The organism is Halomonas sp. TD01 (assembly GCF_923868895.1).
In the GTDB taxonomy this organism is placed as follows: Bacteria; Pseudomonadota; Gammaproteobacteria; order Pseudomonadales; family Halomonadaceae; genus Vreelandella.
On the sequence record NZ_OV350343.1, the window covers coordinates 2,322,491 to 2,346,121 of the forward strand.

At 53.9% G+C, this 23,631-nt stretch carries 18 protein-coding genes; 14 read left to right on the forward strand and 4 right to left on the reverse strand.

Annotated elements, in window-relative coordinates; genetic code table 11:
* Positions 1 to 113: 113 nt before the first annotated feature.
* The 4 genes from L1X57_RS10485 (at position 114) to L1X57_RS10500 (ending at position 5,688) form a co-directional block, all read left to right on the forward strand.
* The gene (locus tag L1X57_RS10485) at positions 114 to 1,262 is read left to right on the forward strand and encodes an exonuclease SbcCD subunit D (protein ID WP_039868509.1); all 1,149 of its coding nucleotides are present in this window, start codon (positions 114 to 116) and stop codon (positions 1,260 to 1,262) included.
* Positions 1,259 to 4,324: an AAA family ATPase gene (locus L1X57_RS10490; protein WP_009721516.1), complete on the forward strand. Its 3,066-nt coding sequence runs from the start codon at positions 1,259 to 1,261 to the stop codon at positions 4,322 to 4,324. Before L1X57_RS10485 ends, L1X57_RS10490 begins: the two co-directional genes overlap by 4 nt.
* 105 nt (positions 4,325 to 4,429) lie before the next feature.
* Positions 4,430 to 5,200, forward strand: a complete 771-nt coding sequence (locus tag L1X57_RS10495; RefSeq protein WP_009721517.1) for a tellurite resistance TerB family protein — start codon at positions 4,430 to 4,432, stop codon at positions 5,198 to 5,200.
* Positions 5,200 to 5,688: a phosphatidylglycerophosphatase A family protein gene (locus L1X57_RS10500; RefSeq protein WP_009721518.1), complete on the forward strand. Its 489-nt coding sequence runs from the start codon at positions 5,200 to 5,202 to the stop codon at positions 5,686 to 5,688. Before L1X57_RS10495 ends, L1X57_RS10500 begins: the two co-directional genes overlap by 1 nt.
* Positions 5,689 to 5,812: 124 nt before the next feature.
* Here the strand turns inward: L1X57_RS10500 and L1X57_RS10505 are convergent, their stop codons facing one another.
* The 3 genes from L1X57_RS10505 to L1X57_RS10515 all read right to left on the reverse strand — a co-directional run bounded on the left by L1X57_RS10505 (position 5,813) and on the right by L1X57_RS10515 (position 9,023).
* Positions 5,813 to 7,195 carry an NAD-dependent succinate-semialdehyde dehydrogenase gene (locus L1X57_RS10505; RefSeq protein WP_009721519.1) on the reverse strand — a complete coding sequence of 461 codons (1,383 nt, stop codon included), beginning with the start codon at positions 7,193 to 7,195 and terminating at the stop codon, positions 5,813 to 5,815.
* A gap of 200 nt (positions 7,196 to 7,395) precedes the next feature.
* Positions 7,396 to 8,031, reverse strand: a complete 636-nt coding sequence (gene msrA, locus L1X57_RS10510; RefSeq protein ID WP_009721520.1) for a peptide-methionine (S)-S-oxide reductase MsrA — start codon at positions 8,029 to 8,031, stop codon at positions 7,396 to 7,398.
* Between the two features lie 89 nt (positions 8,032 to 8,120).
* Positions 8,121 to 9,023 carry a LysR family transcriptional regulator gene (locus tag L1X57_RS10515; RefSeq protein ID WP_009721521.1) on the reverse strand — a complete coding sequence of 301 codons (903 nt, stop codon included), beginning with the start codon at positions 9,021 to 9,023 and terminating at the stop codon, positions 8,121 to 8,123.
* A 137-nt stretch (positions 9,024 to 9,160) separates the two neighbouring features.
* Here L1X57_RS10515 and L1X57_RS10520 point away from each other — a divergent pair, with 137 nt between their 5' ends.
* From L1X57_RS10520 to L1X57_RS10565, 10 genes are all read left to right on the forward strand, one after another.
* Positions 9,161 to 10,672: a CoA-acylating methylmalonate-semialdehyde dehydrogenase gene (locus tag L1X57_RS10520; protein ID WP_009721522.1), complete on the forward strand. Its 1,512-nt coding sequence runs from the start codon at positions 9,161 to 9,163 to the stop codon at positions 10,670 to 10,672.
* 26 nt (positions 10,673 to 10,698) lie between these two features.
* A complete protein-coding gene (locus L1X57_RS10525) occupies positions 10,699 to 12,366 on the forward strand; it encodes a GMC family oxidoreductase (protein ID WP_009721523.1) in 1,668 nt (555 codons plus the stop codon).
* Between the two features lie 190 nt (positions 12,367 to 12,556).
* Positions 12,557 to 12,760, forward strand: a complete 204-nt coding sequence (locus tag L1X57_RS10530; RefSeq protein WP_009101184.1) for a cold-shock protein — start codon at positions 12,557 to 12,559, stop codon at positions 12,758 to 12,760.
* Positions 12,761 to 13,015: 255 nt separating this feature from the next.
* Positions 13,016 to 14,785: an SLC13 family permease gene (locus tag L1X57_RS10535; RefSeq protein WP_009721524.1), complete on the forward strand. Its 1,770-nt coding sequence runs from the start codon at positions 13,016 to 13,018 to the stop codon at positions 14,783 to 14,785.
* A gap of 73 nt (positions 14,786 to 14,858) precedes the next feature.
* Complete coding sequence (locus tag L1X57_RS10540; RefSeq protein ID WP_009721525.1) at positions 14,859 to 15,524, forward strand: alpha/beta hydrolase; 666 nt, start codon at positions 14,859 to 14,861, stop codon at positions 15,522 to 15,524.
* A 46-nt stretch (positions 15,525 to 15,570) separates the two neighbouring features.
* Entirely contained in the window at positions 15,571 to 16,248 is a 678-nt protein-coding gene (locus L1X57_RS10545; protein ID WP_009721526.1) for a hydrogenase subunit MbhD domain-containing protein, read from the forward strand.
* Positions 16,248 to 17,738, forward strand: a complete 1,491-nt coding sequence (locus tag L1X57_RS10550) for a complex I subunit 5 family protein (protein ID WP_009721527.1) — start codon at positions 16,248 to 16,250, stop codon at positions 17,736 to 17,738. Before L1X57_RS10545 ends, L1X57_RS10550 begins: the two co-directional genes overlap by 1 nt.
* Positions 17,735 to 19,240, forward strand: a complete 1,506-nt coding sequence (locus L1X57_RS10555; protein WP_009721528.1) for a complex I subunit 5 family protein — start codon at positions 17,735 to 17,737, stop codon at positions 19,238 to 19,240. Before L1X57_RS10550 ends, L1X57_RS10555 begins: the two co-directional genes overlap by 4 nt.
* Positions 19,237 to 21,021, forward strand: coding sequence for a proton-conducting transporter transmembrane domain-containing protein (locus L1X57_RS10560; RefSeq protein ID WP_234667714.1), 1,785 nt, complete (start codon positions 19,237 to 19,239; stop codon positions 21,019 to 21,021). The genes L1X57_RS10555 and L1X57_RS10560 overlap by 4 nt, the downstream gene beginning before the upstream one ends.
* Positions 21,018 to 22,031, forward strand: coding sequence for a YihY/virulence factor BrkB family protein (locus L1X57_RS10565; RefSeq protein ID WP_009721530.1), 1,014 nt, complete (start codon positions 21,018 to 21,020; stop codon positions 22,029 to 22,031). Before L1X57_RS10560 ends, L1X57_RS10565 begins: the two co-directional genes overlap by 4 nt.
* Positions 22,032 to 22,150: 119 nt before the next feature.
* Here L1X57_RS10565 and L1X57_RS10570 read toward each other — a convergent pair whose 3' ends face one another.
* Entirely contained in the window at positions 22,151 to 23,560 is a 1,410-nt protein-coding gene (locus tag L1X57_RS10570) for a PhoH family protein (RefSeq protein WP_009721531.1), read from the reverse strand.
* Between the last annotated feature and the right edge of the window lie 71 nt (positions 23,561 to 23,631).

The following is a 23,631-nucleotide window of genomic DNA, read 5'->3' on the forward strand; positions in this document are numbered from 1 at the left end:
AGCGACTACTACTGCTTCAAGCCCCGCCATGTGCGGGGCTTTTTGTGCTGGGTGAAGGACAGTTTGGAATGCAGATTGCTATGATGGGCAATATTTTTTGCGTTGAGCCTGCCATGCGACTACTTCATACCGCCGATTGGCACCTGGGGCGGCTGTTTCACAACCTCTCGCTGCTGGAAGACCAACGCCATGTGCTGAGCCAGCTACTGGACATTATTGACCGCGATGCGGTGGATGCCGTGCTGATTGCCGGTGATATCTATGATCGTTCGGTGCCGCCAGCCGCTGCTGTCACGCTGTTAGATGAGGTGCTTGGCGAATTGTGTGAAAAGCGTGGTTTGCCGGTGATTATGATTTCTGGCAACCATGACGGCGCTGAGCGCCTCGGCTTCGGCGCGCGCCACCTGCGCCAAGCAGGGCTGCATATTTTGTCTGATCTATCCAACTGCGATCACCCCGTGACACTGTCGATTAATGGGGAAGAAGTGGATGTGTTCGGTATTCCCTACGCTGACCCAGAGTATGTACGCAGCCAGTTTTCGGTGGATGTACGCGACTTTGACAGCGCTCATCGCTACTTGGTTGAACGTATCAACACCCAGCGCCAAGTAGGCCGCCCCACCGTACTGATGAGCCACTGCTTTGTGGATGGCGGCAGTGCCAGCGATTCAGAGCGCCCGTTAACCTTGGGGGGCGCGGAAAGCGTTGCCTGGGAACCTATGCAGTTGTTTGATTATGTCGCTCTAGGCCACCTTCATGGGCCGCAATATCGCGGCGGTGAGCATATTCGCTACAGTGGCTCGCTGCTTAAATACAGCTTCTCAGAGGCTAACCAGCGCAAAGGCGTCACGCTGGTGGATATTGGCCAAGAGGGCGTGAGCCAGATCGAACACCGCCCGCTAACACCGCACCGAGAGGTGCGCGTGCTGGAAGGCGAGCTAGCTGAGCTGCTAGCACAAGGCAGAACCGATGCCCAGGCTGATGACTACCTGTTAGTACGGCTGACCGACCGCCACGCGATTCTTGACCCCATGGGCAAGCTGCGCGAGGTCTACCCCAATGTGCTGCATTTAGAAAAACCCGGCATGCTGGAAGCGCGAGGGCGTCAGCAGCTAGATCGCGAGCGGCTGCAGTTTAGCGCGTTGGACATGTTTAGCGATTTCTTTACTCAAACCAGCGGAGACACCATGAGTGATGAGCAGGCCAACGCTATGCGTGAACTCATCACCACCCTAAGCCGTGAGCAGGAGAGCCAGCCATGACGCCGTTAACGCTCACCATGCAGGCGTTTGGCCCCTTTGCAGGCAGTGAAACGATCGACTTTACTGCGCTGGGCAAAAGCCCGTTGTTTCTGATTAACGGCCCCACGGGCGCAGGGAAAAGCTCAATATTAGATGCCATCTGTTTTGCGCTTTACGGTCAAACCACCGGCAATGACCGTGATGCCGGCCAAATGCGCTGCGACCAAGCTGCTGCTACCTTGTTGACCGAGGTGAGCTTGGATTTTCGCCTGCGCGATAGTGCTTACCGAGTGCGCCGGGTGCCCCAGCAGGAGCGCCCCAAGGCCACTGGTGAAGGCACTACCACACAAAGCGCTGAAGCCCAGCTGTGGCGGCTTACCCCGGAAGGTGATGAGGATGAATGTTTGGTGGCGCGTAAGGTCACCGATGCCAACAGCCAGCTGCACGCTTTAATAGGTCTGGATGCTAATCAATTTCGCCAAGTAATGGTGCTCCCCCAGGGGAAGTTTCGTGAACTGTTGTTAGCGGAATCGAAAGACCGCGAGAAAATTTTTTCTCAGTTGTTTCAAACCCAGATTTTTCAGCGTATTGAAGAGCGCCTGCGTGCCCAGGCGAATCAAATAGAGCGAGCGGTGAATGATCATCGCCAACATATCAATGGCATTTTGGCCGGGGGCGAGCTGGAAAGCGAAGCGGCATTGGCGCAAGAAGTAGAGGCGCTAACCCCGCAAGTAGGGCAAGCGCGTCAGCGTTTTGAAACCGCTCAGCAGCAGCGCCGTAGTGCTGAACAGCGACGAGATGAAGCCCAAGCGTTACAGCGCCAATTTGAAGCGCGAGACAGCCTCGCCGCAGAGAAAGCACGCCACCTTGAGCAGCAAGCGCAAATAACCGCCTTTCAGAGCCGCTTGACCCAAAGCGACCACGCTCAAGCGCTACGACCTTACAGTGCTGCGTTAGTCCAAGCGCAGCAGGCACTCACTACCGCCCAAGAAGAGCAGCGACAAGCCGATGCCGCGCTTACTACCCAGCGTACGAATACTGAACAAGCCAAGCGTACCTTTGAAGCGGCACGCCAGCGCCAGACCGAACTGCCCGCACTACGTGAGCGCCATCGTCAGTTGGGCGAGTTTATCCACAAAAGCCAGCAGTTAAGTGAGCTTGAAGCGCGCTGGCAAGCGGCACAAACCGCTTGGCAGCAAGCCGATGACATACTTAAGCGTGATGAAGCTCAATTAGACGGTATTCGTCAGCAAGGTGAAGCGCTAAGCGTTACTCTTGAGCAGCTGCAAACGGAAAGTCAGCAGTTGGCCAGCGCCCCTGCAGAGCTGAGCCGCCACGAGAGCCTGCTAGCTCAGCGACAGGAGTTGGAGGAGCTGATGCGGCAGGGGCGTGAGTTTACCGCTCAACAACAACAGGCAACAGAGGCGCTTCAAGGTCGGCGCAGCGAAGCAGAACAGGCTAAGCGCCACGCAACTGAGCAAGAGATGCGCTGGCACCAAGGGCAAGCCGCATTGCTAGCGCGCACCCTTAAAGAGGACGCACCTTGCCCAGTGTGTGGCAGCCTTGAGCACCCAGCTCCGGCGTTTAAACATACTGACATTGTTACCCAAGCGCAGGTGGAAGCAGCCCGTTCAGCCCAGGAGCAAGCGCGCCACGCATTACATACCGCCGAGCGTCAGGATCACCAGTTAGCACAACAGAATAGTTACAACGCTGAGCAGGTGCAGCGCCGTACTCACCAGCTTGGTGAGTGGGCTAGCCAACCGCCGTTTGAGTTGCAACAGGCCTGCGAACAATTGCGCCGCCAAGTCGAGCGTCGGAAAAATGTCGAAAGTGAGATTAACCAGCAAACCAGTACCCGTGACGAGCTACGCCGTGACTGGGGCACGCTGGATAAACAGCTCAACGCCCAGCGGCCTCAGGTTGAAAAGGCCAAAGAGGAGGCGTTACGGCTAGAGAGCCAGCGCGATCAATTAAGCCAATCACTGCCAGAAGATGCCCGTAACCCGTTGGCCATGCGCCAAACGCTCACTGAACTTGATAACCAAATTGCTGAGCTTGAACAGGCCTGGGAGCGTGCACAACAGGTGCTTTCGACGAGCGAAACCCAGCAGGCGCGGGCAGAAGAGCAGCTGCGTGGCGCGAATCAGCGGGTAGCGCGTAGCCAGCAAGCGTATGAGCAGGCCCAGAATGAGTGGCAAACGGCACTACAAGCCAGTTCGTTTGAAAGTGAAGCTGCCTTTCAGGCTGCTAAGCTAGAAGATAACCAACGTCAAGACCTGGTTCGCCAAGTAGAGGCGTATCAGCGCCGCTTGGCTGAACTTGAAGGCGCGCTACAGAATTACCATGCCCAACTGGCCGAAAAAACGCCGCCGGATATTGCTGCACTCACTACACTCACCCAAGCCGCCCAAGCTGAGGAACATACCCAACTAGAGGAGTGGCGGGCGATGGATGGGCGGTTAAAGGCCTTGCAGGGTATTCGTCAAAAACTGACCGCTGCCCACGCGGCCCAGGCCGAGCTTGAAGCCCAGTATCGGGTGTGGGGAACGCTCAGCGAGGTGGCCAACGGGCGGACTGGTAATCGCATCAGCCTGCAGCGGTTTGTATTGGGGGTGCTGCTGGACGACGTACTGATTCAGGCGTCTGAACGGCTGGTGCGTATGAGCCGTGGGCGCTACCAGTTGGTGCGCCGCGAAGATCCCTCTAAAGGCAATAAAGCGTCAGGATTGGAGCTAGACGTTGCCGACACCTATACCGGCAAGAGCCGCTCGGTAGCGACGCTCTCCGGTGGTGAGTCGTTTATGGCGGCCTTGGCGCTGGCGCTAGGGCTTTCTGATGTGGTGCAGGCCTACGCAGGCGGTATTCAGTTGGATACGCTATTTATTGATGAGGGCTTTGGTAGCCTTGATCAGGATGCATTAGACCAAGCGATTTCGATGCTCAGCGAGTTACAAATGGGCGGGCGAATGATCGGGATTATCTCTCATGTCAGCGAACTCAAAGAGCAAATGCCTGTCCGTGTTGAAGTGCGTGCCAGCCGACTTGGTAGCTCGGTGGAAGTGAAGGGCGCGCTTCTTTAATGCCTGGGGTGGCGTTAATTCATGCTGCGTTCATACAGCATGTTTTATAACGGAAGTGAATCGTCTAGCGAGCCCTAGAGATACTATCCACTTAGGAGTGCAAGGATGAACGCAAGCAAGATTTTACAACAGTTGATGAAGCAGGCCAGCGGTAGCAGAAGTAGTGGAAACAGTAGTGGCAGCGGAAGCGGTATCGATGTTAAAGGCGTTATTGATGGGCTATCGCGCCAGCTAGGCGGTGGTAGTAGCGGCGCAGGCCAGAGCTCACGTCAAGGCGGCGGCTCTAGCGGTTTTGATATGAAGAGCCTGTTAGGTGGTGGCGCAATGGGATTGCTTGTTGGCTCTAAGCGTGGCCGTAGCATGGGCGGTAAAGCACTCAAGTACGGCGCGATTGCCGGTGTGGGGATGTTGGCCTGGAAAGCATGGCAAAGCTCCCAGGAAGGAAAAAATGGTGCTAACTCGTTCAGCGCTGCTCAAAATGCATCCGAGGGCGAGCGAGTAGAAGTGCTTAGCGGTGAGTATCAAGAGCGGCGCAGCCTTGAGCTGTTGCAAGCAATGATCATGGCCGCAAGGGCTGATGGACACATTGATGAGCAAGAGCAGTCACTCATCACAGAGCAGATCGATGCGCTAGGTGCCGATCAGGAGATGCACCGCTGGGTCGAGCAGCAGCTTAACGCCCCGCTGGATGCTCAGGCACTCGCCCGTGAAGCCGACTCCCCCCAGGCTGCTCGCGAGATGTATTTGATCAGCGTTGCTGTTACTGACGATCAAAATCCCATGGAGCGCGCCTGGCTGGATCAATTGGCAAGCGCGCTGAATCTCTCGCCTGATATGGCCGCCGAACTTGAACGCCAGGCGCAGCAGGCAGGTTAATGCTAGATACGATTAATTTTTGGTTAGCCACCGGCTTCGGCTTGGGGCTAGCGCCAATGGCACCGGGTACTTTTGGTTCGCTGTTGGGTATCCCCTTAGCATGGTGGTTGTTGAGCCGTCCGCTGGTACAGCAGAGCGCTATCATCGCTGTTCTGCTAGTACTTGCGGTGCCGGTTTGCCAAGTCGCTGCGAGACACTATGCAGGGTTGGATCATGGCAGCATTGTTGCCGATGAGTACTTGGCGTTCCCGCTGGCGGTTATTGGGTTACAAGCGGCGCGTCATCCGCTCGCAATGGCGCTGGCATTCGTTGTCTACCGCTTCTTTGATTCGCTAAAGCCGCCGCCGATTCATCTGGCAGAGTATGTGCAGGGCGGTTTTGGCATTGTGTTAGACGATGTTATTGCGGCGTTAGTAACGTGGGGAGTGATGGCGCTAGTACTGAAATTTTGGCAGCGCCGAACCACTGAACAACATTTAAACTCATAAAAATACCAGCAACGAAAAAAACGCCGCTAGCCTGTTGAAAAGCTAGCGGCGCTGTCTTGTTACTACTTATGATTCTGAGCGTTTACCGCCTTAGTTGCTAACGGTCATCGATCTTTAAGGATAATCACTCTTTAACAACAATTACTGACTTCACGTTAACGAACTCAAGCATACCGAAGCCACCATGCTCACGCCCATAACCGGAATCTTTGACGCCGCCAAACGGCATTTCCGGGGTGGCAACGCCGAAGCCATTGATGAAGACCATGCCTGTATCAAAGTACTTGCTGGCAAGCTCGGTAGCACGCTTCACGTCTTTAGAGATGATGCCGCCGCCGAGACCATAACGGCTGTCGTTGGCAATGCGCATTGCGTCTTCATCGTCTTTAGCGCGAATTAGCGCTGCGACTGGGCCGAATAACTCGTCATCGTAGGCGGGCTGGCCGGGTGTCACGTTGTCCAGTACAGTGACCGGATAAAAAGCGCCCTTGCCGGATGGTTTTTCACCACCGCACAAGATTTTTGCGCCTTTGCGCACACTCTCTTCCACTTGATCATGAAGAGTATCGCGCAGATCGACACGGGCCATAGGGCCTAAGTCGGTATCATCTGACCTGGGGTCGCCTACTTTCAGCGCCTTCATCTTTTCCACAAAACGCTCTTTGAACGCTTCATAGTTGGCATCGGTCACCACGAAGCGTTTTGCAGCCACGCAGGTCTGTCCGGTATTAAACACTCGGCCAGTGACGCAGGTTTTGACGGCAACGTCGAGGTCCGCATCATCCAGCACCAAATAGGCATCGTTTGAGCCCAATTCCAATACGGTTTTTTTCAGGTGTTCGGCTGCTTTTGCCGCCACTTTACGACCTGCACCATCGCTACCCGTAAGGGTGACGCCACGAACCGCCTTGTGTGCAATCACCTCATCAGATACATCGTGAGAGATAATGATCGTGCGGAAAACATTTTCCGGTAGGCCTGCCTCGCGGTAAATCTTTTCGAGCAGTAGGCCGCTGCCAGTGACATTTTCAGCGTGCTTCAGGAGTACGCTATTACCCGCCATAATGTTGGCGATGGAGTAACGTACTACTTGATAAGCGGGGAAGTTCCACGGCTGTATGCCGTAGATAACACCCATGGGAGAGTAAGTGACAATGCCACGCTCGCCATTGCTGGGGTTGCGCTCTTCGTCAGCTAATGTAGTGGGGCCATGCTTAGCGGTGTAATCGCAGATGCCTGCGCAAAGCTCAACTTCCTGGCGGGCTTGGCTGGGTAGCTTACCCATTTCCTCTACCATCAGTTCGGCAAGCTCATCTTTATTGGCGTTAAGCGCCTCGCCAATGGCTTTTACCACCTTAGCACGCTGTTCAAGAGGTTTAAGCCGCCAGTCTAGAAACGCTTCATGACTGGCCTCGACAATCTGCTTGGCTTGGCTGGCATCCATCAGCGCATAAGTCTCAAGCGTTTCGCCGGTGGTTGGGTTAACGGTTGTGATGCTGTTGCTCATAAGATCTCCTATCTTTTGATCAACGGGGCGTTAAAGAATAGACCAGTTATTAGCCGACTGGTCTATTAATACTGATTCTCCACTCTAGTAGAAAAAACGTTGCTTTGCCCAAATTGATTGTTAGCGTCTTAACTAAAGCGCTATCCCTAGGGCAGTCACCGGTAAAAAACGTTCCGTTAAACTCGCATGTTTATGGTGGGCTACTGAAATGTTGGGCCGCCAGCTTCCTCGCCCCATACCTCTTCCAGTCGATCATCACGACCACAGCTCAAGCGATAGAAACGGTAGCGTAGGGGATTTTTTTCATAGTAATCCTGGTGATACTCCTCAGCTGCCCAAAACTCGCTGGCAGGGGCTATCTCGGTAGCAATAGGTTGTTCAAAGCGTGCTTCCATTTCAGCTTTGGATGCTTCAGCCAATTCTCGCTGTTCGTCGTTATGGTAAAAAATGGCTGAGCGGTACTGGTCGCCGCTGTCGCAAAACTGGCGGTCTACGGCGAAGGGGTCAATATTGCGCCAGAAAATCTCTAACAGCTGGTCATAGCCGATTTGGCTGTCATCGTAGGCAATTTGCACCACCTCGACGTGGCCGGTTCCTCCATGAGAAATCTGCTCGTAGGTAGGGTTTTCAAGCTCGCCGCCCATATATCCAGAGATGGTGGCGCTGACGCCGGGCTGTTTATCGTAAGGCGGTTCCATGCACCAAAAACAGCCGCCAGCAAAGGTTGCTTCCGCATTAGACTGGGCGTGAAGTGATGTGCTGGCAAGACAAGCGGTAGCTATGACACATAGCGTTAAGGGCTGAGATAAGGGGCGAAGAAGGTGAAATAGGGTCATTGTAGGTACTCCGATGGACGTGGTGAGTTATCGCTCGATGTAGAGTCGATTAGTGGCAACGTGGGCTAATACCTTACATAACCTATTCGCTACCCCAGCCGATAAGGCCATACTGTGTCTAACGTATCCAATGCTGCTTTGAGCGTCGGCTCCGCTGCACGTTCTTTGCGCCATATCATGCTAAGGGCGCAGGGTAGACGGACATTTTCGGCTACAGCCAAACCGCTTTCCTGGCGTTCGGCCATTGCCAGCGCGTCCCTTGCTAAGCTAAGACCCACTCCCGCACGTACTAAATCCAGCATACAAGCTTCTTGGTCTACTTGGGCAACCCTATTAGGCGTGGCGCCACTTGGGGTTAGGACGCGTTCTAGCAGCCGGTGGTGTGCCGAGACCGAGGGCGTGACTATCCAGGGAAGCCTGGCTAGAGCTTCCCAGCGGGTATCCATCAGTTTGGTTTCCCAGCCTGCTGGGGCAATTACATGGTAGTGGAAGTGGGTCAGCTCGCGCCAAGCAAGAGCTTCGCTTCCTGACCCTTCGCCAGGAGGGGCGAGAAAAAAGCCCACGTCCAGTTCGCCCTGCTCCACCTTCGCTAGCACGCTACCACTCATGCTGTGTTGTAGCTCGGTTTCCAATTGAGGGGCGCGAGCCATCAATCGGCTGAGAAATTTGCCCAGTCGAATAAATTCCGGGTCAACAATCGTGCCGATTTTTAGTTTTCCTCGCAGGGTGCTGTGTAAAGCACTTGCGCGCTGTTCAAAGGCCAAGGCGCTGGCAAGGGCGTTTTCAGCGGCGGGTAATAACGCATAGCCATCGGCGGTTAGCGTTAGCCCCTGGGGGCGACGGGTGAACAGAGTTAACCCCAAATGCTGTTGAAGCTGCTTCAACTTTAGACTGACAGCGGGTTGAGTAAGGCATAGCTGGTTAGCAGCCCGGGAAACGCTTCCAGTACGTGCGACGGCTACAAATGCCCGTAGCGCTGAGTTCTCTTGCATAAGCGAGCGCCTGTTGCTGTTATGTTATTAGTAAAGCTTATATCCAGGTTAAAAATTACTCAATTGATTACCTTTTAGAGCTTGTTAATCTGTCGATACTTAATTTGTTATTTTAATCTGCTTATAAAGGTAGCCCAATGACAACAACCGCTATTAACCATTTCATTAACGGGCAGATCAACGAGGGAGTCTCGGGTCTCTCTCAAAATGTCTTTAATCCTGCGACTGGCAACGTCACCGGAAACGTTGTGCTCGCCTCTGAACGCGACGTGGATACTGCCGTGCAAGCTGCTAAGGCGGCATTTCCTGCTTGGGCAGACACCCCGCCTATTCGTCGGGCACGAGTAATGTTCAAGTTTTTGGAACTGCTCAACGCCCATAAAGATGCACTGGCGGAAGCGATCACCAAAGAGCATGGCAAAGTGTTTACCGATGCCCAAGGGGAAGTTGCCCGGGGGATTGATATCGTTGAATTTGCTTGCGGTATCCCTCAGTTGTTAAAGGGGGATTACACGGAGCAGGTAAGTACCGGTATTGATAATTGGACCATGCGTCAGCCATTGGGCGTGGTGGCTGGCATCACGCCGTTCAACTTCCCCGTTATGGTACCGATGTGGATGTTCCCCGTGGCGATTGCTGCAGGTAACACCTTTGTACTTAAGCCTAGTCCGCTTGACCCCAGCGCCTCGCTGATGATGGCCGATTTGCTGAGAAAGGCAGGTCTTCCCGATGGCGTATTCAACGTGGTGCAGGGCGATAAAGGCAGCGTTGAAGCGCTGATCGACCACCCGGATGTTAAAGCGTTGTCGTTTGTTGGCTCTACGCCGATTGCCAATCTGATTTACGAGCGGGGCGCCCGTCATGGCAAGCGGGTACAAGCACTTGGCGGGGCTAAAAATCATATGGTAGTAATGCCCGATGCCAATCTGGATAAAGCTGTGGATGCCTTAATCGGCGCTGCTTATGGCTCGGCAGGCGAGCGTTGTATGGCAATCAGCGTGGCAGTATTGGTGGGCGATGTGGCGGATGGCGTCGTGGCTCAACTGGCTGAACGTGCTAAGGCGCTGAAAGTAAAAGATGGCATGCAGCTGGATGCGGAAATGGGACCCATCGTCACCCATCAGGCCCATGAGCGTATTACCGGCTATATCAATAAGGGCGTAGAAGAGGGTGCCCAGTTGATAGTGGATGGTCGTGAGTTCGACTCTGCGCAAACCGGCGACGGCTGTGCTGGGGGCTTCTGGATGGGCGGCACTCTGTTTGATCACGTCACGCCAGAGATGACTATCTACAGAGAAGAAATTTTCGGCCCTGTGTTGGTCTGCGTGCGGGTGCCAGATGTTGCCACGGCCATTGAGCTGATCAATGATCATGAGTTTGGCAATGGCGTCAGCTGCTTTACCGAGAGCGGCAACGTCGCCCGAGAGTTTGGCCGCCGTATTCAAGTGGGCATGGTAGGCATCAACGTGCCGATTCCGGTACCCATGGCGTGGCACGGTTTTGGTGGCTGGAAGCGTTCGCTGTTCGGCGATATGCATGCCTATGGTGAAGAAGGTGTGCGTTTCTATACCAAGCAGAAATCCATTATGCAGCGCTGGTCAGACTCCATCGATGCAGGCGCTGAGTTTGTGATGCCTACGGCGAAGTAACGCCATTACGTTACGGGAGCCAGTTCATGCCATATGTTGCTAATAATAACTTCGATTATATTGTGATTGGCGCAGGCACCGCAGGGTGCCTGATGGCTAATCGACTCAGTGCCAATCCAAATAATAAGGTGCTGCTGATTGAAGCGGGCGGGCCAGATAACTACCACTGGATTCATATTCCCGTGGGCTACCTCTATTGCATTAATAACCCGCGTACCGACTGGCTGTTTCGCACCGAGCCCGACAAAGGGCTCAACGGTCGCTCACTGATTTATCCTCGGGGTAAAACTTTGGGCGGCTGTTCCAGCATTAATGGCATGCTTTATCTGCGTGGTCAGGCTCGGGATTACGACCACTGGGCTGAACTGACTGGAGATGACGCCTGGCGCTGGGATAACTGCTTGCCGGATTTTATGAAGCACGAAGACCACCACCGGCTAGACGAAGGCGGTGACGGCGATGCTGAGCACCGTCGTTATCATGGCCACGGTGGCGAATGGCGGATCGAAAAACAGCGCTTAAGCTGGCAAGTGCTAGACGATTTCGCCGAGGCGGCGGTTCAAGCGGGTATTCCACGCACTGATGATTTCAACCGCGGTGATAACGAAGGCGTCAATTACTTTGAGGTCAATCAGCGCAAAGGCTGGCGCTGGAATACTTCTAAAGCGTTTTTGAGACCTATCAAAGAGCGCTCCAATCTCACCTTATGGCACTCTACCCACGTCAATCGTCTGCTATTTGAACAGCAAGAAGGCAAACCTCGCTGCGTAGGTGCAGAGCTTCTACGTGAGGGCAAAACGCTTAGTGTGGGGGCTAATAAAGAAGTGGTGCTGAGTGCAGGCGCTATCGGCTCGCCTCAGATATTGCAGTTATCGGGTATTGGGCCAGCAGAGCTGCTTGAACGTCACGGTATCGAGTTAGTAGCAGTGTTACCAGGTGTAGGCGAAAACCTGCAGGATCACTTACAGATTCGTTCTGTCTATAAAGTGAAAGGGGCAAAAACGCTTAACACTATGGCCAGTACTCTGTTGGGTAAGGCTAAGATTGGTTTGGAGTATGTGCTTAAACGTTCAGGTCCGATGAGCATGGCGCCATCCCAGCTATGTATCTTTACGCGCAGTTCTGATGAGTACCAGCATGCCAACATCGAATACCACGTACAGCCATTAAGCCTCGATGCGTTTGGCCAGCCGCTGCATGGGTTTCCTGCGATTACCGCCAGTGTCTGCAATCTTAATCCAACGAGCCGTGGGTCGGTGCGGATCAAAAATCGTGATCCACAAACTGCGCCCGCCATTGAGCCTAACTACCTGAGCACGGAAGAAGACCGCAAGGTAGCGGCAGATTCTCTACGGGTTACGCGGCGCATTGCCGAGCAGCAGGCATTTGCCAAGTATCAGCCAGAAGAGTTCAAGCCGGGGCTTGAATACCAGAGTGACGATGACCTGGCCAAGCTGGCGGGCGATATTGGCACGACAATTTTTCACCCGGTAGGTACTACAAAAATGGGCCACGACGACGATCCCATGGCCGTCGTGGATTCAAAACTGCGTGTCAAGGGTGTGACGGGGTTGCGGGTAGTAGACGCCAGCATCATGCCGACCATTACCAGCGGCAATACCAACTCACCTACCTTGATGATCGCCGAAAAAGCAGCGGGGTGGATGATGGCAACGGATCGGTCATCACCCTGACATTTTTTTTCATCATTGTATTGACGTGCGGCTAAGTTAAGCGCATGCTGGATGCAGTTGGTTAGCAAGTCGAACGTTGTCAGCAGTATCGAAACGCCCAAGCGTTTAGTCTGGTGAAAGTTTCTTGTTCTACCCACTGCAACTCGGGTATTACCCGGCTCTACATCAAGCTACATCGAGGATTTCGATCATGGCAACTGGTACCGTTAAGTGGTTTAACGACACTAAAGGCTTCGGCTTCATTTCTCCGGACGACAATGGCGACGATCTGTTCGCGCATTTCTCTGAAATTCAAGCTGACGGCTTCAAAACTCTGCAAGACGGCCAGAAGGTTTCCTTCGACGTCACTCAGGGTAAAAAAGGCCTTCAGGCTTCCAACATCAAAGTTCTTTAATTAGTAACTCTGATGTACGCTGTTAGCGTGTAACGCTAATATGCTAAAAAACCCCGCGAAAGCGGGGTTTTTTCGTTTTTATCTAATCGCTACCCTGTTCACGCCTCACGCCTCACGCCTCACGCCTCACGCCTCACGCCTCACGCCTCACGCCCATATTCTTTTTTGATCTTACTGTGTTTCTAAAAATAACTTTTTAGAATATCGAGAAGGCGGCACAATGATCCCAAGATTTTTTTGTTAGGGATGTAGGATATGTCGCTGGATGCTTGGATAGCAGTGGGGGTAGTGCTCACTATCTTCCCGTTAATGACACTGTCTCGACTGGGACCAGATATTATTCTGCTCGGTGCTGTCGTGTTGTTAATGACCTTGGGTGTCATTGACCCACAGCAAGCGCTGGGCGGCTTTTCCAACAGTGGCTTGTTTACCGTGGCTTTCATGTACGTACTGGTTGCCAGTATTCGCGAAACTGGTGGTATTGACCTGATTATTCGCTATGTACTAGGTCGCCCTAACAGTGAACGTGGCGCGCTTGTTCGGCTTTTGCTACCCGTGGCATCGCTGAGTGGTTTTCTTAATAACACGCCCGTGGTCGCGACCTACATTCCGGCTGTAATGAGCTGGAGTCGACGGTTGAGGCTTTCTCCCCAACGGCTTTTAATGCCGCTTAGCTTCGCTTCCATCTTAGGCGGAACCATTACGCTATTTGGTACGAGTACTAATTTAGTCGTACACGGACTGTTAGTAGAGCGTCACCCCGCGCTTGCGATGGGGCTATTTGATTTGGCGTGGGTAGGTATTCCTGTCGCGCTGGCGGGCCTTGCTTACCTTATCTTCTTGGGGCCACGTTTATTGCCCTCACGAGAGGGGATGTCAAAAGCGTTTGCTAACCCTCGTGAGTTCACCATCGAAATGGAAGTTGATCCTGCGGGTGTGCTGGTCGACCGTACGGTGGAAGAGGCTGGTTTACGCCACCTTCAAGAGCTTTTTTTAGTTGAAATTGAGCGTGCCGGTAATGTGGTGAGTGTGGTGGGACCGGGGGAGCAGCTAAAGGCAGGTGACCGGCTTGTCTTTGTTGGCACCTCTGACGCCGCTGTAGAGTTACAGCAAATTCGTGGGCTCATCCCTTCTCGTGATGCGGCTTCGAGTTTGGAAAAAGAGTTCAAAGAGCGTCGCTTGGTGGAAGCGGTGGTGTCGAACCAGTGTCAGTTTATTGGACAGAGAATTCGTGACGGGCGTTTTAGAACACTGTATGGCGCTGCCGTATTAGCGATCTGCCGTGGCGGCGAGCGGGTGACTGGAAACTTAGGCCAAGTACGCTTGCAGCCTGCCGATGTGCTGCTTTTAGAAGCGCGTCCTCCGTTCATCGAGCGCCACCGTCAATCGAAAGACTTTCTTTTAATCAGCGAACTGAATGGCTCAGCGCGTCCTGTGCATGAAAAAGCACCGCTGGCTTGGGCGATTTTGTTGGGGGCTGTATTGCTGGCGGCGTTAGGTGTCTTAAGTATGCTCAATGCCGCTATGCTGGGCGCGTCGCTAGCGTTATTAACCGGTTGTTGTTCCGTGGGGGCTGCTAAGCGTGGTCTGGATACCCAAGTGCTGCTGACCATTGCGGCATCTTTTGGGGTAGGGGCTGCGCTGCAAACGTCCGGCGCGGCGGATTTCTTGGCGGGAAGTGTACTATCGTTGGTGGCGGGTAACCCGCTGCTGCTTTTAATTGCTACGTATTGCGTTGTGGCAATGTTAACCGAGCTAGTGACCAATAACGCCGCTGCGGTGATCATTTTTCCGGTGGTCATGGCGGCAGCGGAAAGCCTGGGAGTTAACCCGATGCCCTACGTGGTGGCGGTAATGTTCGCTGCCTCGGCGAGTTTTTTAACGCCGATTGGTTATCAAACGAACCTCATGGTGCATGGCCCTGGCGGCTACCGGATCAGTGATTTCTTACGTGTAGGTGGCGGCTTAAACCTATTGACGGGAGCCATTGCCTTAACCCTTATTCCACTGGTTTGGCCGTTTTAAGCAGGCAAATGACTCGCTCAACGCGCCACTTTGCGCTAGGGTGGCGCTTTTAACGTCAGCAAGGAAAGAGCCCATGACAGCCCCAGGCGAACTGATTATTGAACCGCAGAATGGTCAACCCGCCGATGCGTGCGTGATTATTATTCACGGGTTGGGTGCCGATGGGCACGATTTCGAGCCGCTAGTACCAGCCCTTACACTGCCGGACTCAGCGCATGTGCGTTTTATTATGCCCCACGCGCCGCGCTTGGCGGTCACTATTAATGGCGGCATGGTGATGCCTGCGTGGTATGACATCCTCGCAATGGATTTGGGGCGTCGGGTGGATGAAGCGCAACTAAAAACGTCTGCTGAACGCATTCAGGCACTGATTGAAGAGCAGATTGATCAAGGAATCGACAGCCGCCGCATTATCGTAGCGGGGTTTTCTCAGGGAGGCGCGGTAGCCTATCAGGCGGCGCTCTCATTCCCTCAACCTCTTGGCGGACTGTTGGCTATGTCGACCTATTTTGCGACGGCCGATAGTATCGATTTAGCCGAATCCAATCGCGATATACCTATCGAAGCACACCACGGGAATTTCGACCCCATCGTTCCTGAAACCCTAGGTCGCAGTGGTGTCGAACGCCTAAAAGAAATGGGCTACACGGTTAATTATCGCCAGTATCCGATGGCGCATGCGCTATGCCCTCAGCAGGTTAATGATATTGGCAAGTGGTTGAGCGAGCGTCTAGCTTAGCCTTGCATCCAACCCCGTAGCCGATGCAAGGAATCAGCGAAGGCTTATGATAGCTTCAATTGACTATGTAGAAAGCGGTTTAGCGCTCTGCTTGGTAGCCGCGGCGCTAGCTTGTCTGTTTGATCGCCACTTAAAACGGGCGAGCGGTCTGTTTTTGCTATTTGCGCTATTAATGAGTCTTTCTTGGTGGCAGCTTGGCGCACCCTGGTTGGCGTTAGCAGAGCTTGTACTAGGGTTGGCGCTGACGGGTGGTAGTTTTTTTTATGCATTGAGTGCATTCCCTGCCACTACCGAAAAAGTGCCACATTATGACCGTTCCCTTCACCGTTGGTCACATAGTGTAGTACGCGCACTGTTGGCGCTGGCCTGGAGTGTGATGATAGGCGGTGCCATTCGCTTTTTATTGCCTGACATGGCGTACTCATTGACTGAGCATCCGCTGATCATCGCTGCCGTCATTATTGTAGCGACCGCGATGGGGGCGTTTGCACTACATAAGCATATGCTGCGCCGCTTAATGGCTTTCAATGTTCTTGGGTCTGGTGTGTTCCTGTTGCTGGCGGGAATGGCGGGCACGATACCTGGATCACAGGCGTTTATCAGCGTGGGATTGACCATTGCCTGGTTGGGTACCTTGTTGGGCGTGCTGCTAATTCGGCAACTTGTTTCGTTAGAAGGTGTGCTTGCACTAGAAAGTGACAGTGACGCTGCGAGGCACGCGTAATGATATGGCGTTTTGGCCTGCACGAAAGCACGTTTGAACCGCTGTGGTATACCCACTGGGCGTTGCTGGCAACGCTGGTGCTGCCGATCTTTGCAGGTCTTTTAGGTGCTCTTTTTAGGCCGCGCCGCCTGTTTCCTATTTTGCTTGTGTGCCTGCCAATTTTGCTGGCGGGTGCACTGTTGGTTGTCGACTACCTGCAGGTGGGGTTACTGCGCTGGCAATGGCACGTTGCGGGCGTTGAACTATCGCAGCGTTTTAATGGCCTGAGCGGTTTAATGTTAATGATCACTCAATGGGTGGGGGTAGCGGCTGCCTTGTACACGCCGGGGCATTTGCAACTTACCAGTCCTGGCAAGCACGCGCGATGGCTGTGGCCGTTGATGGGTGTGCTGATCAGTGCGCTTTCGCTTATTTGGCTAGCAGCAGATCTCTTAACCCTTTACGCCGCGCTAGAAACAATGGGTCTGGCTGCTGTGGGTATGTTACTGCTGTCAGGTAAGCCTAATGCGCTGAAAGCAGGCATGCGCTATTTGCTTTTAGCGTTGGTGGGGTCGCTTGCTTATCTGCTGGGCGTGGCCCTGCTGCTTGGCTATTGGGGCGAGCTTGACCTCAAATCCCTGGCTGAGGTTGTTGAGCCTGGCCCAGTGTCTTGGGTTGCTGCGGCTCTGATAGGCGCAGGGCTGGCGCTGAAAGCGGCACTCTTTCCGTTACACGGGTGGCTAACGCCTGTGCATGAAAATGCCTGGACACCGGTGAGTGCACTGCATGCAGCGTTGGTGATTAAAGCCTCGCTGTTTATGCTGGTCATGCTGTGGGGTATTTTGCTTCCCGAGGCGCTGTTTGCCCCGCGCTTTGTGGCATGGTTAGGCATGCTAGCGATTGTTTGGGGCGGGCTAATTGCGTGGCGTGCTGAATCACTTAAAACCTTGGTAGCGTCTTCGACGGTAGGCCAGCTGGGTTATTTAATGGTGGCTTTTCCCTTGCTGTTGGGGCCAGCTATTTCACCGCTGCCTGGAGCGCTGGCCTGGGAAGGGTTTTGGCTGCAGTTAATGGGCCACGCGCTGGCAAAAGCGGCCATGTTTATGGCCGTTGGCAATCTGATTCTTGCCACTGGCGAAAGCTCAATTAAAGGGCTGTCAGGCACGAGCCGCCGGTTACCGCTGTCACTACTTGTGTTCGGGATTGCGTCCGTTACGCTGATGGGGCTGCCGCCTAGCGCAGGGTTTACTGCAAAATGGTTGCTGCTACAGGCAATGGTGATGACTCAGCAGTGGGTAGCCGTCGCTGCGCTATTAGCCGGTACGCTACTGACAGCTGCCTATGTGTTTCGCGTTTTCCGCTACTCCTTTGATGAAACGGCGCCTCGTCATCACTACCAGCCGTTAGCGCCCGGCATGGATCTTATTGCGCTTTGTTTAGCGTTAGCTGCGTTTGCACTTGGCTTATTGGCTCACCTACCACTGGCGCTATTGCAGGGAGGTGGCGCATGAACGCGGCTTGGCTACCGCTAACAACGTTAGCGATTTCTCTCTTTGCAGCGGCGGTTATTTTTCTTCTACCTGAAGACGCGCGGCGGCTGCGTACCAGCATTAACCTGATTGCCGCTGTGAGTAAAATCATCCTGGTAACCTTGATGGTTGGGCGGGTTTCTCAGGGGTTTGAAGACACCTTTAGTTTCCAGATAGTGGGTGGTGTTGAGTTCGTATTGAGAGCCGATTCGTTAGGGGTGATGTTTGCTGGTCTTTCTTCGCTACTGTGGCTGTGTACCACGATCTACGCGATCGGCTATTTAGAAGGGGCGGCGAACCGCAAACGCTTTTTTGGCTTTTTCAGCCTGTGTGTCGCGAGTACGCTGGGTATCGCGTTAGCCGGGAATCTGTTTACGTTCCTGATTTTCTACGAAATGCTGACCCTTTCCACCTACCCGTTGGTCGTCCACTACGGAACTGCTAAAGCGTTAGCAGCGGGGCGTGTTTATCTGCGCTATACCTTAACGGCTGGGGTGGTGCTGCTACTCGGTGTAGTACTGCTTTACAGTTTAACCGGCGACCACTCGTTCGCTTCTGAACAGGGGTTATCGCCTTATCTCAATGATCATCGTGGTCTGCTGACACTGATATTTGCGCTGTTGGTGGGGGGGTTAGCTGTTAAAGCCGCCATGGTGCCGTTGCATGGGTGGCTGCCAAGAGCCATGGTAGCGCCTGCGCCGGTTAGCGCGCTGTTACATGCTGTTGCGGTTGTAAAAGCCGGTGCCTTTGGCATCCTTCGGGTGATTTATGATCTTTACGGTATTGAGCTCAGCGTTGAGCTTGGTGTCACCACTGTACTGGCGGTCGCGGCTTCAATCACGATTATTTACGGCTCGCTACGCGCGATTGCCCAGCAGGAATTAAAGCCCCGTCTGGCATTTTCCACTATCAGCCAGGTCTCCTATGTTGTGCTTGGTGTTTGCCTGTTTGGCCCCTTCGGTACCATTGGTGCACTTGCGCATCTTCTGCATCAAGGCTTGATGAAAGTCACGCTGTTCTTTTGTGCGGGTAACTACGCTGAAGAGTTAGGCATCCACCGTATTGATGAAATGGACGGTGCCGGGAAGCGCATGCCACTTACTAGCTTCGCATTCACTGTGGGGGCGTTGGGGATGATTGGGCTGCCTCCTATCGCGGGCTTTATTACTAAGTGGTACTTAGGGGTGGGTGCTATCCAGGCACAGATGTATTGGGTCGTGGTTGTTTTAGTCGCGAGCAGTACCTTGAATGCTATTTATTTTCTTCCTATCTTGCACCGCCTTTGGTTCCGCGAGGGCCCCGCTCATGGGAACGGCGAGTGGCCCAATGAGCAGCGTCTTGGGCGTCTGGAAACCCACGGTTGGTTATTATGGCCAGCGGTATTTACTGCGATGGTTAGCATTGGGGCAGGGCTGTTGGCAGGGTTGCCGTTTAGTCCGTTGGATTGGGCTACCCGCGTGGCAGTAGGGGAGTACCTGCCATGATCTCACTACTCTTGACGGCGGCGTTGCTCTGGCCCCTTTGGGTTGCGGGCAGCACTGTATGGCAGGCGTATCGAACGCCGGCTGCGAGCCGTCGCTATTTTTCGTTGCTTTGGATGAGTGCTTCATGGCCAGCGTTACTGCTGGCTTTTAGCGGCGAGGTCCAATGGACAATCGATGCCTGGATGTTAGGCGGTTATTGGGAGTTAAACGCGCTGAGTCGGCCTTGGCTCGCATTTACTGCTCTGCTATGGAGTTTGGCGGCCGTTCATGCGCGGGGGTACTTTGCAGCAGATCAAAGAAAAGCCCAGGCGGGCGATCAGGCTGTCCAGCGTCGACTTCAGCGGTTAGCGCTACTGTGGCCACTGACGTTGCTGGGCAATGTGCTGCTGATTATTGCTCAAGATATCGCCAGTTTTTATCTGGGCTTTGCACTGATGACGTTTGCCGCTTATGCCCTGGTGGTGCATAGCGGTAGTAACGAAGCGCGGCTGGGTGCAAGGGCATACTTAATCTTAGCCGTTATTGGCGAAGGGCTTATCCTTGGTGGCCTACTTTGGGCAGCCGGCACTGTGGAAACCCTGACGCTTAAGGGGGTGCGCGAAGGAATTGCTGCCGCTGATTACGGTGCTTTGATGGCGCTTTTGTTATGGCTTGGGTTTGGGGTTAAAGCGGGTGTTATTGGCCTTCATGTTTGGTTGCCTTTGGCGCACCCAGTCGCGCCTGCTCCTGCTAGCGCGGTGTTGAGTGGCGCGATGATCAAGGCCGGGCTGTTAGGGTGGATAAATGTATTGCCGCTGGGAGTTGATGGGTTGTCGCCCGCGTTCACTCTACTTGGCAACATCATGTTAGTGGCCGGGTTAGCAGCCGCGTTTGGCGCAGCGTTGTATGGGGTGTGGCAGCGTCATCCAAAAGCGGTGCTGGCGTACTCGAGTATCAGCCAAATGGGCATGCTCACTGCCATGGTGGCCATGGGGTTGGCCGCCCCAGACGTGTGGCCGCTATTATTGCCTGGTGTGGTGTTTTTTGCCGGCCATCATGCATTGGCAAAAGGAGCGTTATTTCTGGGCACCAGTATTAGCGAGCACATGCCTCGCTGGCCGCAACCTCTGTTGTTTGCATTAATCGCCTTGCCAGGCGTGTCGCTAACGGGTGCGCTGGCGGCGGGGATGCTAAGTAAATGGGGCGTTAAAAGTGCGCTTTATGAAATGCATCACGAACATCTGATTATGCTGCTTACCTGGGCGGCCATTGGCACTTCTGCGTTGATCAGCGTCTGCGTGTGGCGTCAGTGGCAACAACGGCACTCAGGGGGCAGTAATGCCTTCCAGTGGGGCGCGTGGTTGGCGGCATTGGTCGCTGCCCTGGTAACGCCAATGTGGCTTCCACTGCCCGTCGGCAGCGTCAAGGTGCCGCCAGCCACTGAATGGTTAAGTCTTAGTTGGCCTTTCCCCGTCGGTGTCATGGTCGTTGTGATGGCTGTTGTGATTTGCACTGGCTGGCTGCGCCGCGTTGTCATTCAAGCGCCACCTGCAGGCGATTTATGGTGGCTGTATAGCGCCTTTTCTGTAAAAGGATTGCACGTCATAGAGGCTTTGGCCCGAGCCTGTGAAAAGGTGAAAGTGGCGAGTGTGTCATTCTCGCTAGCATTTGAACGAACGTTAGTGGCGCAATTGAAGAAAGGGTTATTCGCAGAAGCATGGATGCGTCATCATGGAAGCGGTTTGATGATGGCGTTTGCTGTGATAGCAGCGCTTTTGCTGATGTGGGAGGGGCTGCGATGAGCCAAAAAGAGAGAGTGGAGGCTCACTGTCGAGGCAGAGAAGCAACAGCGCCTGACGATATTCCCCGTAAGGGGTGGCTCGATATTATTTGGCGGGTATTGCGTGCTGCACGTCGGGACCGGATTACTATCTTTGCAGCGGGCATCGCTTTTTATGCCCTGCTGGCGCTATTTCCGACCATTGCCGCCGTTATTTCTCTTTGGGGTTTGCTGTTTGATCCTGTTGAGGCAGGCCGACAGCTTTACGAAATTAGCCGTTTTATGCCACCGGACGCGGCGAATTTGATTGATCAGCAGGCGCAAGAGGTAGTAGAAAGCACGGAATCTGGCAGTGTGATGGCAGCGCTAGCAGGACTGTTGATTGCCATGTATATCGCATCGAAAAGTGTTTCTGTGCTGGTGATTGGCTTAAACGTAGTGTATGGCGAACATGAGAAACGTCCGCTGCTGCTGCGTGGTGTCGTGCTAGTTTCGTTGACCTTTGGTCTGATCACAATGACGCTGGTGTCGCTAGGGTTTATTGCCATTGTGCCAATAGTGGTTGATGCGCTGACGATTGAGCCACCGATGGATAGTGTTTTGAAATGGCTGCGTTGGCCCGCGCTGTTGTTACTGATGAGCGTGCTTATTGCTTTGCTGTATCGTTACGCTCCCTACCGACGTTCTGCCCAATGGCGTTGGTTAAGCTACGGTACGCTGTTTGCCACTATCATGTGGTTGCTAGGCTCAGGTGGCCTGTCGCTTTACGTGCGCTACTTCTCTACCTTTAGTGAGCTGTATGGCTCTCTTGGGGCCGTTGTAGCGCTAATGCTATGGTTTTGGTTATCAGCGTTTGTGGTGCTGTTTGGTGCAGAACTCAACTGCGAGATGGAGCGCCAGACCAGCAACGATACGACGGTGGGAGCAGCTCGCCCTATTGGCGAACGTAAGGCATTTGCTGCCGATACGATTGGTGTTGAGAACCCTTGGAATAGCGAACACCCTGATACCCGACGTCAACCTGATGATTAACAATCGTCTAGACAAAGCCGCCCAGCAAAGCTGGGCGGTGTCGTGAATAGGAATGTCGTGGTGTATTGGGTTGGTTGGTAAAAAGGCCTGTGAGAAAGGGCTGGTGACGATGTCAAGCGTTACAACAGCTCTTCGGCGGCCAGCGCGAGGCGTGAACGTTCAACGCTTTTCAGCGTGATATGCCCAGCGTGAGGCCAATCTCTGAATCGTTCTACAACAGCAGCCATGCCACAGGTGTTGGCAGTTAAGTAGGGGGTGTCGATTTGGCCAACGTTGCCTAAACAAACAATCTTGGTATTTCGGCCCGCTCGGGTCACCAACGACTTGAGTTGTTTGGGGGTGAAGTTTTGCGCCTCGTCGATAATCAAGAATGTGTCGTTTAGCGTGCGCCCACGCATGAAGCTCGGGGCGCGAATCTGCACCCGCGAACCAATCAACTGCCGAGTGGCGCCGTTGTCCCAGCTAGACTCTCCCTCTTCGTTACGTAGCAGGTTATCCATATTGTCGTGGAAGGCACCCATCCACGGTGACATTTTCTCCTCTTCAGTGCCTGGTAAAAATCCGATGTCTTCGCCCATGGGAATTGGCGCACGGGTAAACACAATGCGCTCAAATAGTTTGGCATCCAGTGTTTGCTGGAATGCCGCTGCGAGCGTCATAAAGGTTTTGCCGGTGCCTGCATTACCAGCAATAGTGACCAGATCAATGTCCGGGTCCATCAGCAGGTTGAGCGTGAAGTTTTGGCGGCTATCGTGGGCATGGACTCCCCATACGCCAGCGTGGTGACGGTAGTTGGTAAGTAACTGTAGTCGGGCAGATGATGGTGAAAGCTCGCGGACAATGGCTTCAAACTCGGCGCCATTTTCACTATCCGAGACCAGCATACCTACATGCCAATGGCGAGGCATGTTGCCACTCAACTGGTAAAAGGTGTGGTGGTCGACACGTTCAACGTTGACGTCGACATTGAGCGCTTCCCACAGCGATGCACCATCCTGTCCCGCGGTGGCGTAAACCTGCGCACCTTCAATCATCGCATCGCTGTCAGAGAAAGCGCGGTCATTCAGGTAATCTTCCACCGGTACTTTTAGCGCGGCGGCTTTTACCCGTAGGTTGATATCTTTGGTGATCAGGATAACGGAAGCATCCGGACGCTCATCGCGTAGCCGGCAGGTCTCCGCCAAAATGCGGTTGTCGGGGCTGTCATCAAGCGAGTCGAAGGGCTTGAGGTCGTTGTAGCACAAAAAGTGTAGACGGCCTGATTCACCACTGATGCGGGGAATAGGAATGCCTTTCTGGATTTCGTCGAAGGTGACCTGGCTGGTTAAGTCGGAAAGCGTGCGGCTAATTTGCCGCGCCGTGCGGGCGATCTCTCTGATGCCGTTCTTATGTTTGTCTAGCTCCTCAAGTACTGTCATGGGGATAACAACGTCGTGCTCATCAAAATGGTAGAGCGCGGCGGGGTCGTGGATAAGGACATTCGTGTCTAGGACATACAGCCTAGTCGCTTTCTTATCGAGTCGTACCATCGTGGAAACTACTCCTTAGTTGACGGCAACATCGACACTGGCAGATGCACTTTACGCTTAGATGACACTCG

Bases quoted from the DNA above. Each gene is read 5' to 3' on its own strand.
- L1X57_RS10535 (WP_009721524.1), top strand. From the start codon at position 13,016: ATGTCGCTGGATGCTTGGATAGCAGTGGGGGTAGTGCTCACTATCTTC.
- L1X57_RS10495 (WP_009721517.1), top strand. From the start codon at position 4,430: ATGAACGCAAGCAAGATTTTACAACAGTTGATGAAGCAGGCCAGCGGT.
- L1X57_RS10540 (WP_009721525.1), top strand. From the start codon at position 14,859: ATGACAGCCCCAGGCGAACTGATTATTGAACCGCAGAATGGTCAACCC.
- L1X57_RS10525 (WP_009721523.1), top strand. From the start codon at position 10,699: ATGCCATATGTTGCTAATAATAACTTCGATTATATTGTGATTGGCGCA.
- L1X57_RS10485 (WP_039868509.1), top strand. From the start codon at position 114: ATGCGACTACTTCATACCGCCGATTGGCACCTGGGGCGGCTGTTTCAC.
- msrA (WP_009721520.1), bottom strand. From the start codon at position 8,031: ATGACCCTATTTCACCTTCTTCGCCCCTTATCTCAGCCCTTAACGCTA.
- L1X57_RS10490 (WP_009721516.1), top strand. From the start codon at position 1,259: ATGACGCCGTTAACGCTCACCATGCAGGCGTTTGGCCCCTTTGCAGGC.
- L1X57_RS10550 (WP_009721527.1), top strand. From the start codon at position 16,248: ATGATATGGCGTTTTGGCCTGCACGAAAGCACGTTTGAACCGCTGTGG.
- L1X57_RS10505 (WP_009721519.1), bottom strand. From the start codon at position 7,195: ATGAGCAACAGCATCACAACCGTTAACCCAACCACCGGCGAAACGCTT.
- L1X57_RS10545 (WP_009721526.1), top strand. From the start codon at position 15,571: ATGATAGCTTCAATTGACTATGTAGAAAGCGGTTTAGCGCTCTGCTTG.
- L1X57_RS10530 (WP_009101184.1), top strand. From the start codon at position 12,557: ATGGCAACTGGTACCGTTAAGTGGTTTAACGACACTAAAGGCTTCGGC.
- L1X57_RS10570 (WP_009721531.1), bottom strand. From the start codon at position 23,560: ATGGTACGACTCGATAAGAAAGCGACTAGGCTGTATGTCCTAGACACG.
- L1X57_RS10560 (WP_234667714.1), top strand. From the start codon at position 19,237: ATGATCTCACTACTCTTGACGGCGGCGTTGCTCTGGCCCCTTTGGGTT.
- L1X57_RS10555 (WP_009721528.1), top strand. From the start codon at position 17,735: ATGAACGCGGCTTGGCTACCGCTAACAACGTTAGCGATTTCTCTCTTT.
- L1X57_RS10520 (WP_009721522.1), top strand. From the start codon at position 9,161: ATGACAACAACCGCTATTAACCATTTCATTAACGGGCAGATCAACGAG.
- L1X57_RS10565 (WP_009721530.1), top strand. From the start codon at position 21,018: ATGAGCCAAAAAGAGAGAGTGGAGGCTCACTGTCGAGGCAGAGAAGCA.
- L1X57_RS10515 (WP_009721521.1), bottom strand. From the start codon at position 9,023: ATGCAAGAGAACTCAGCGCTACGGGCATTTGTAGCCGTCGCACGTACT.
- L1X57_RS10500 (WP_009721518.1), top strand. From the start codon at position 5,200: ATGCTAGATACGATTAATTTTTGGTTAGCCACCGGCTTCGGCTTGGGG.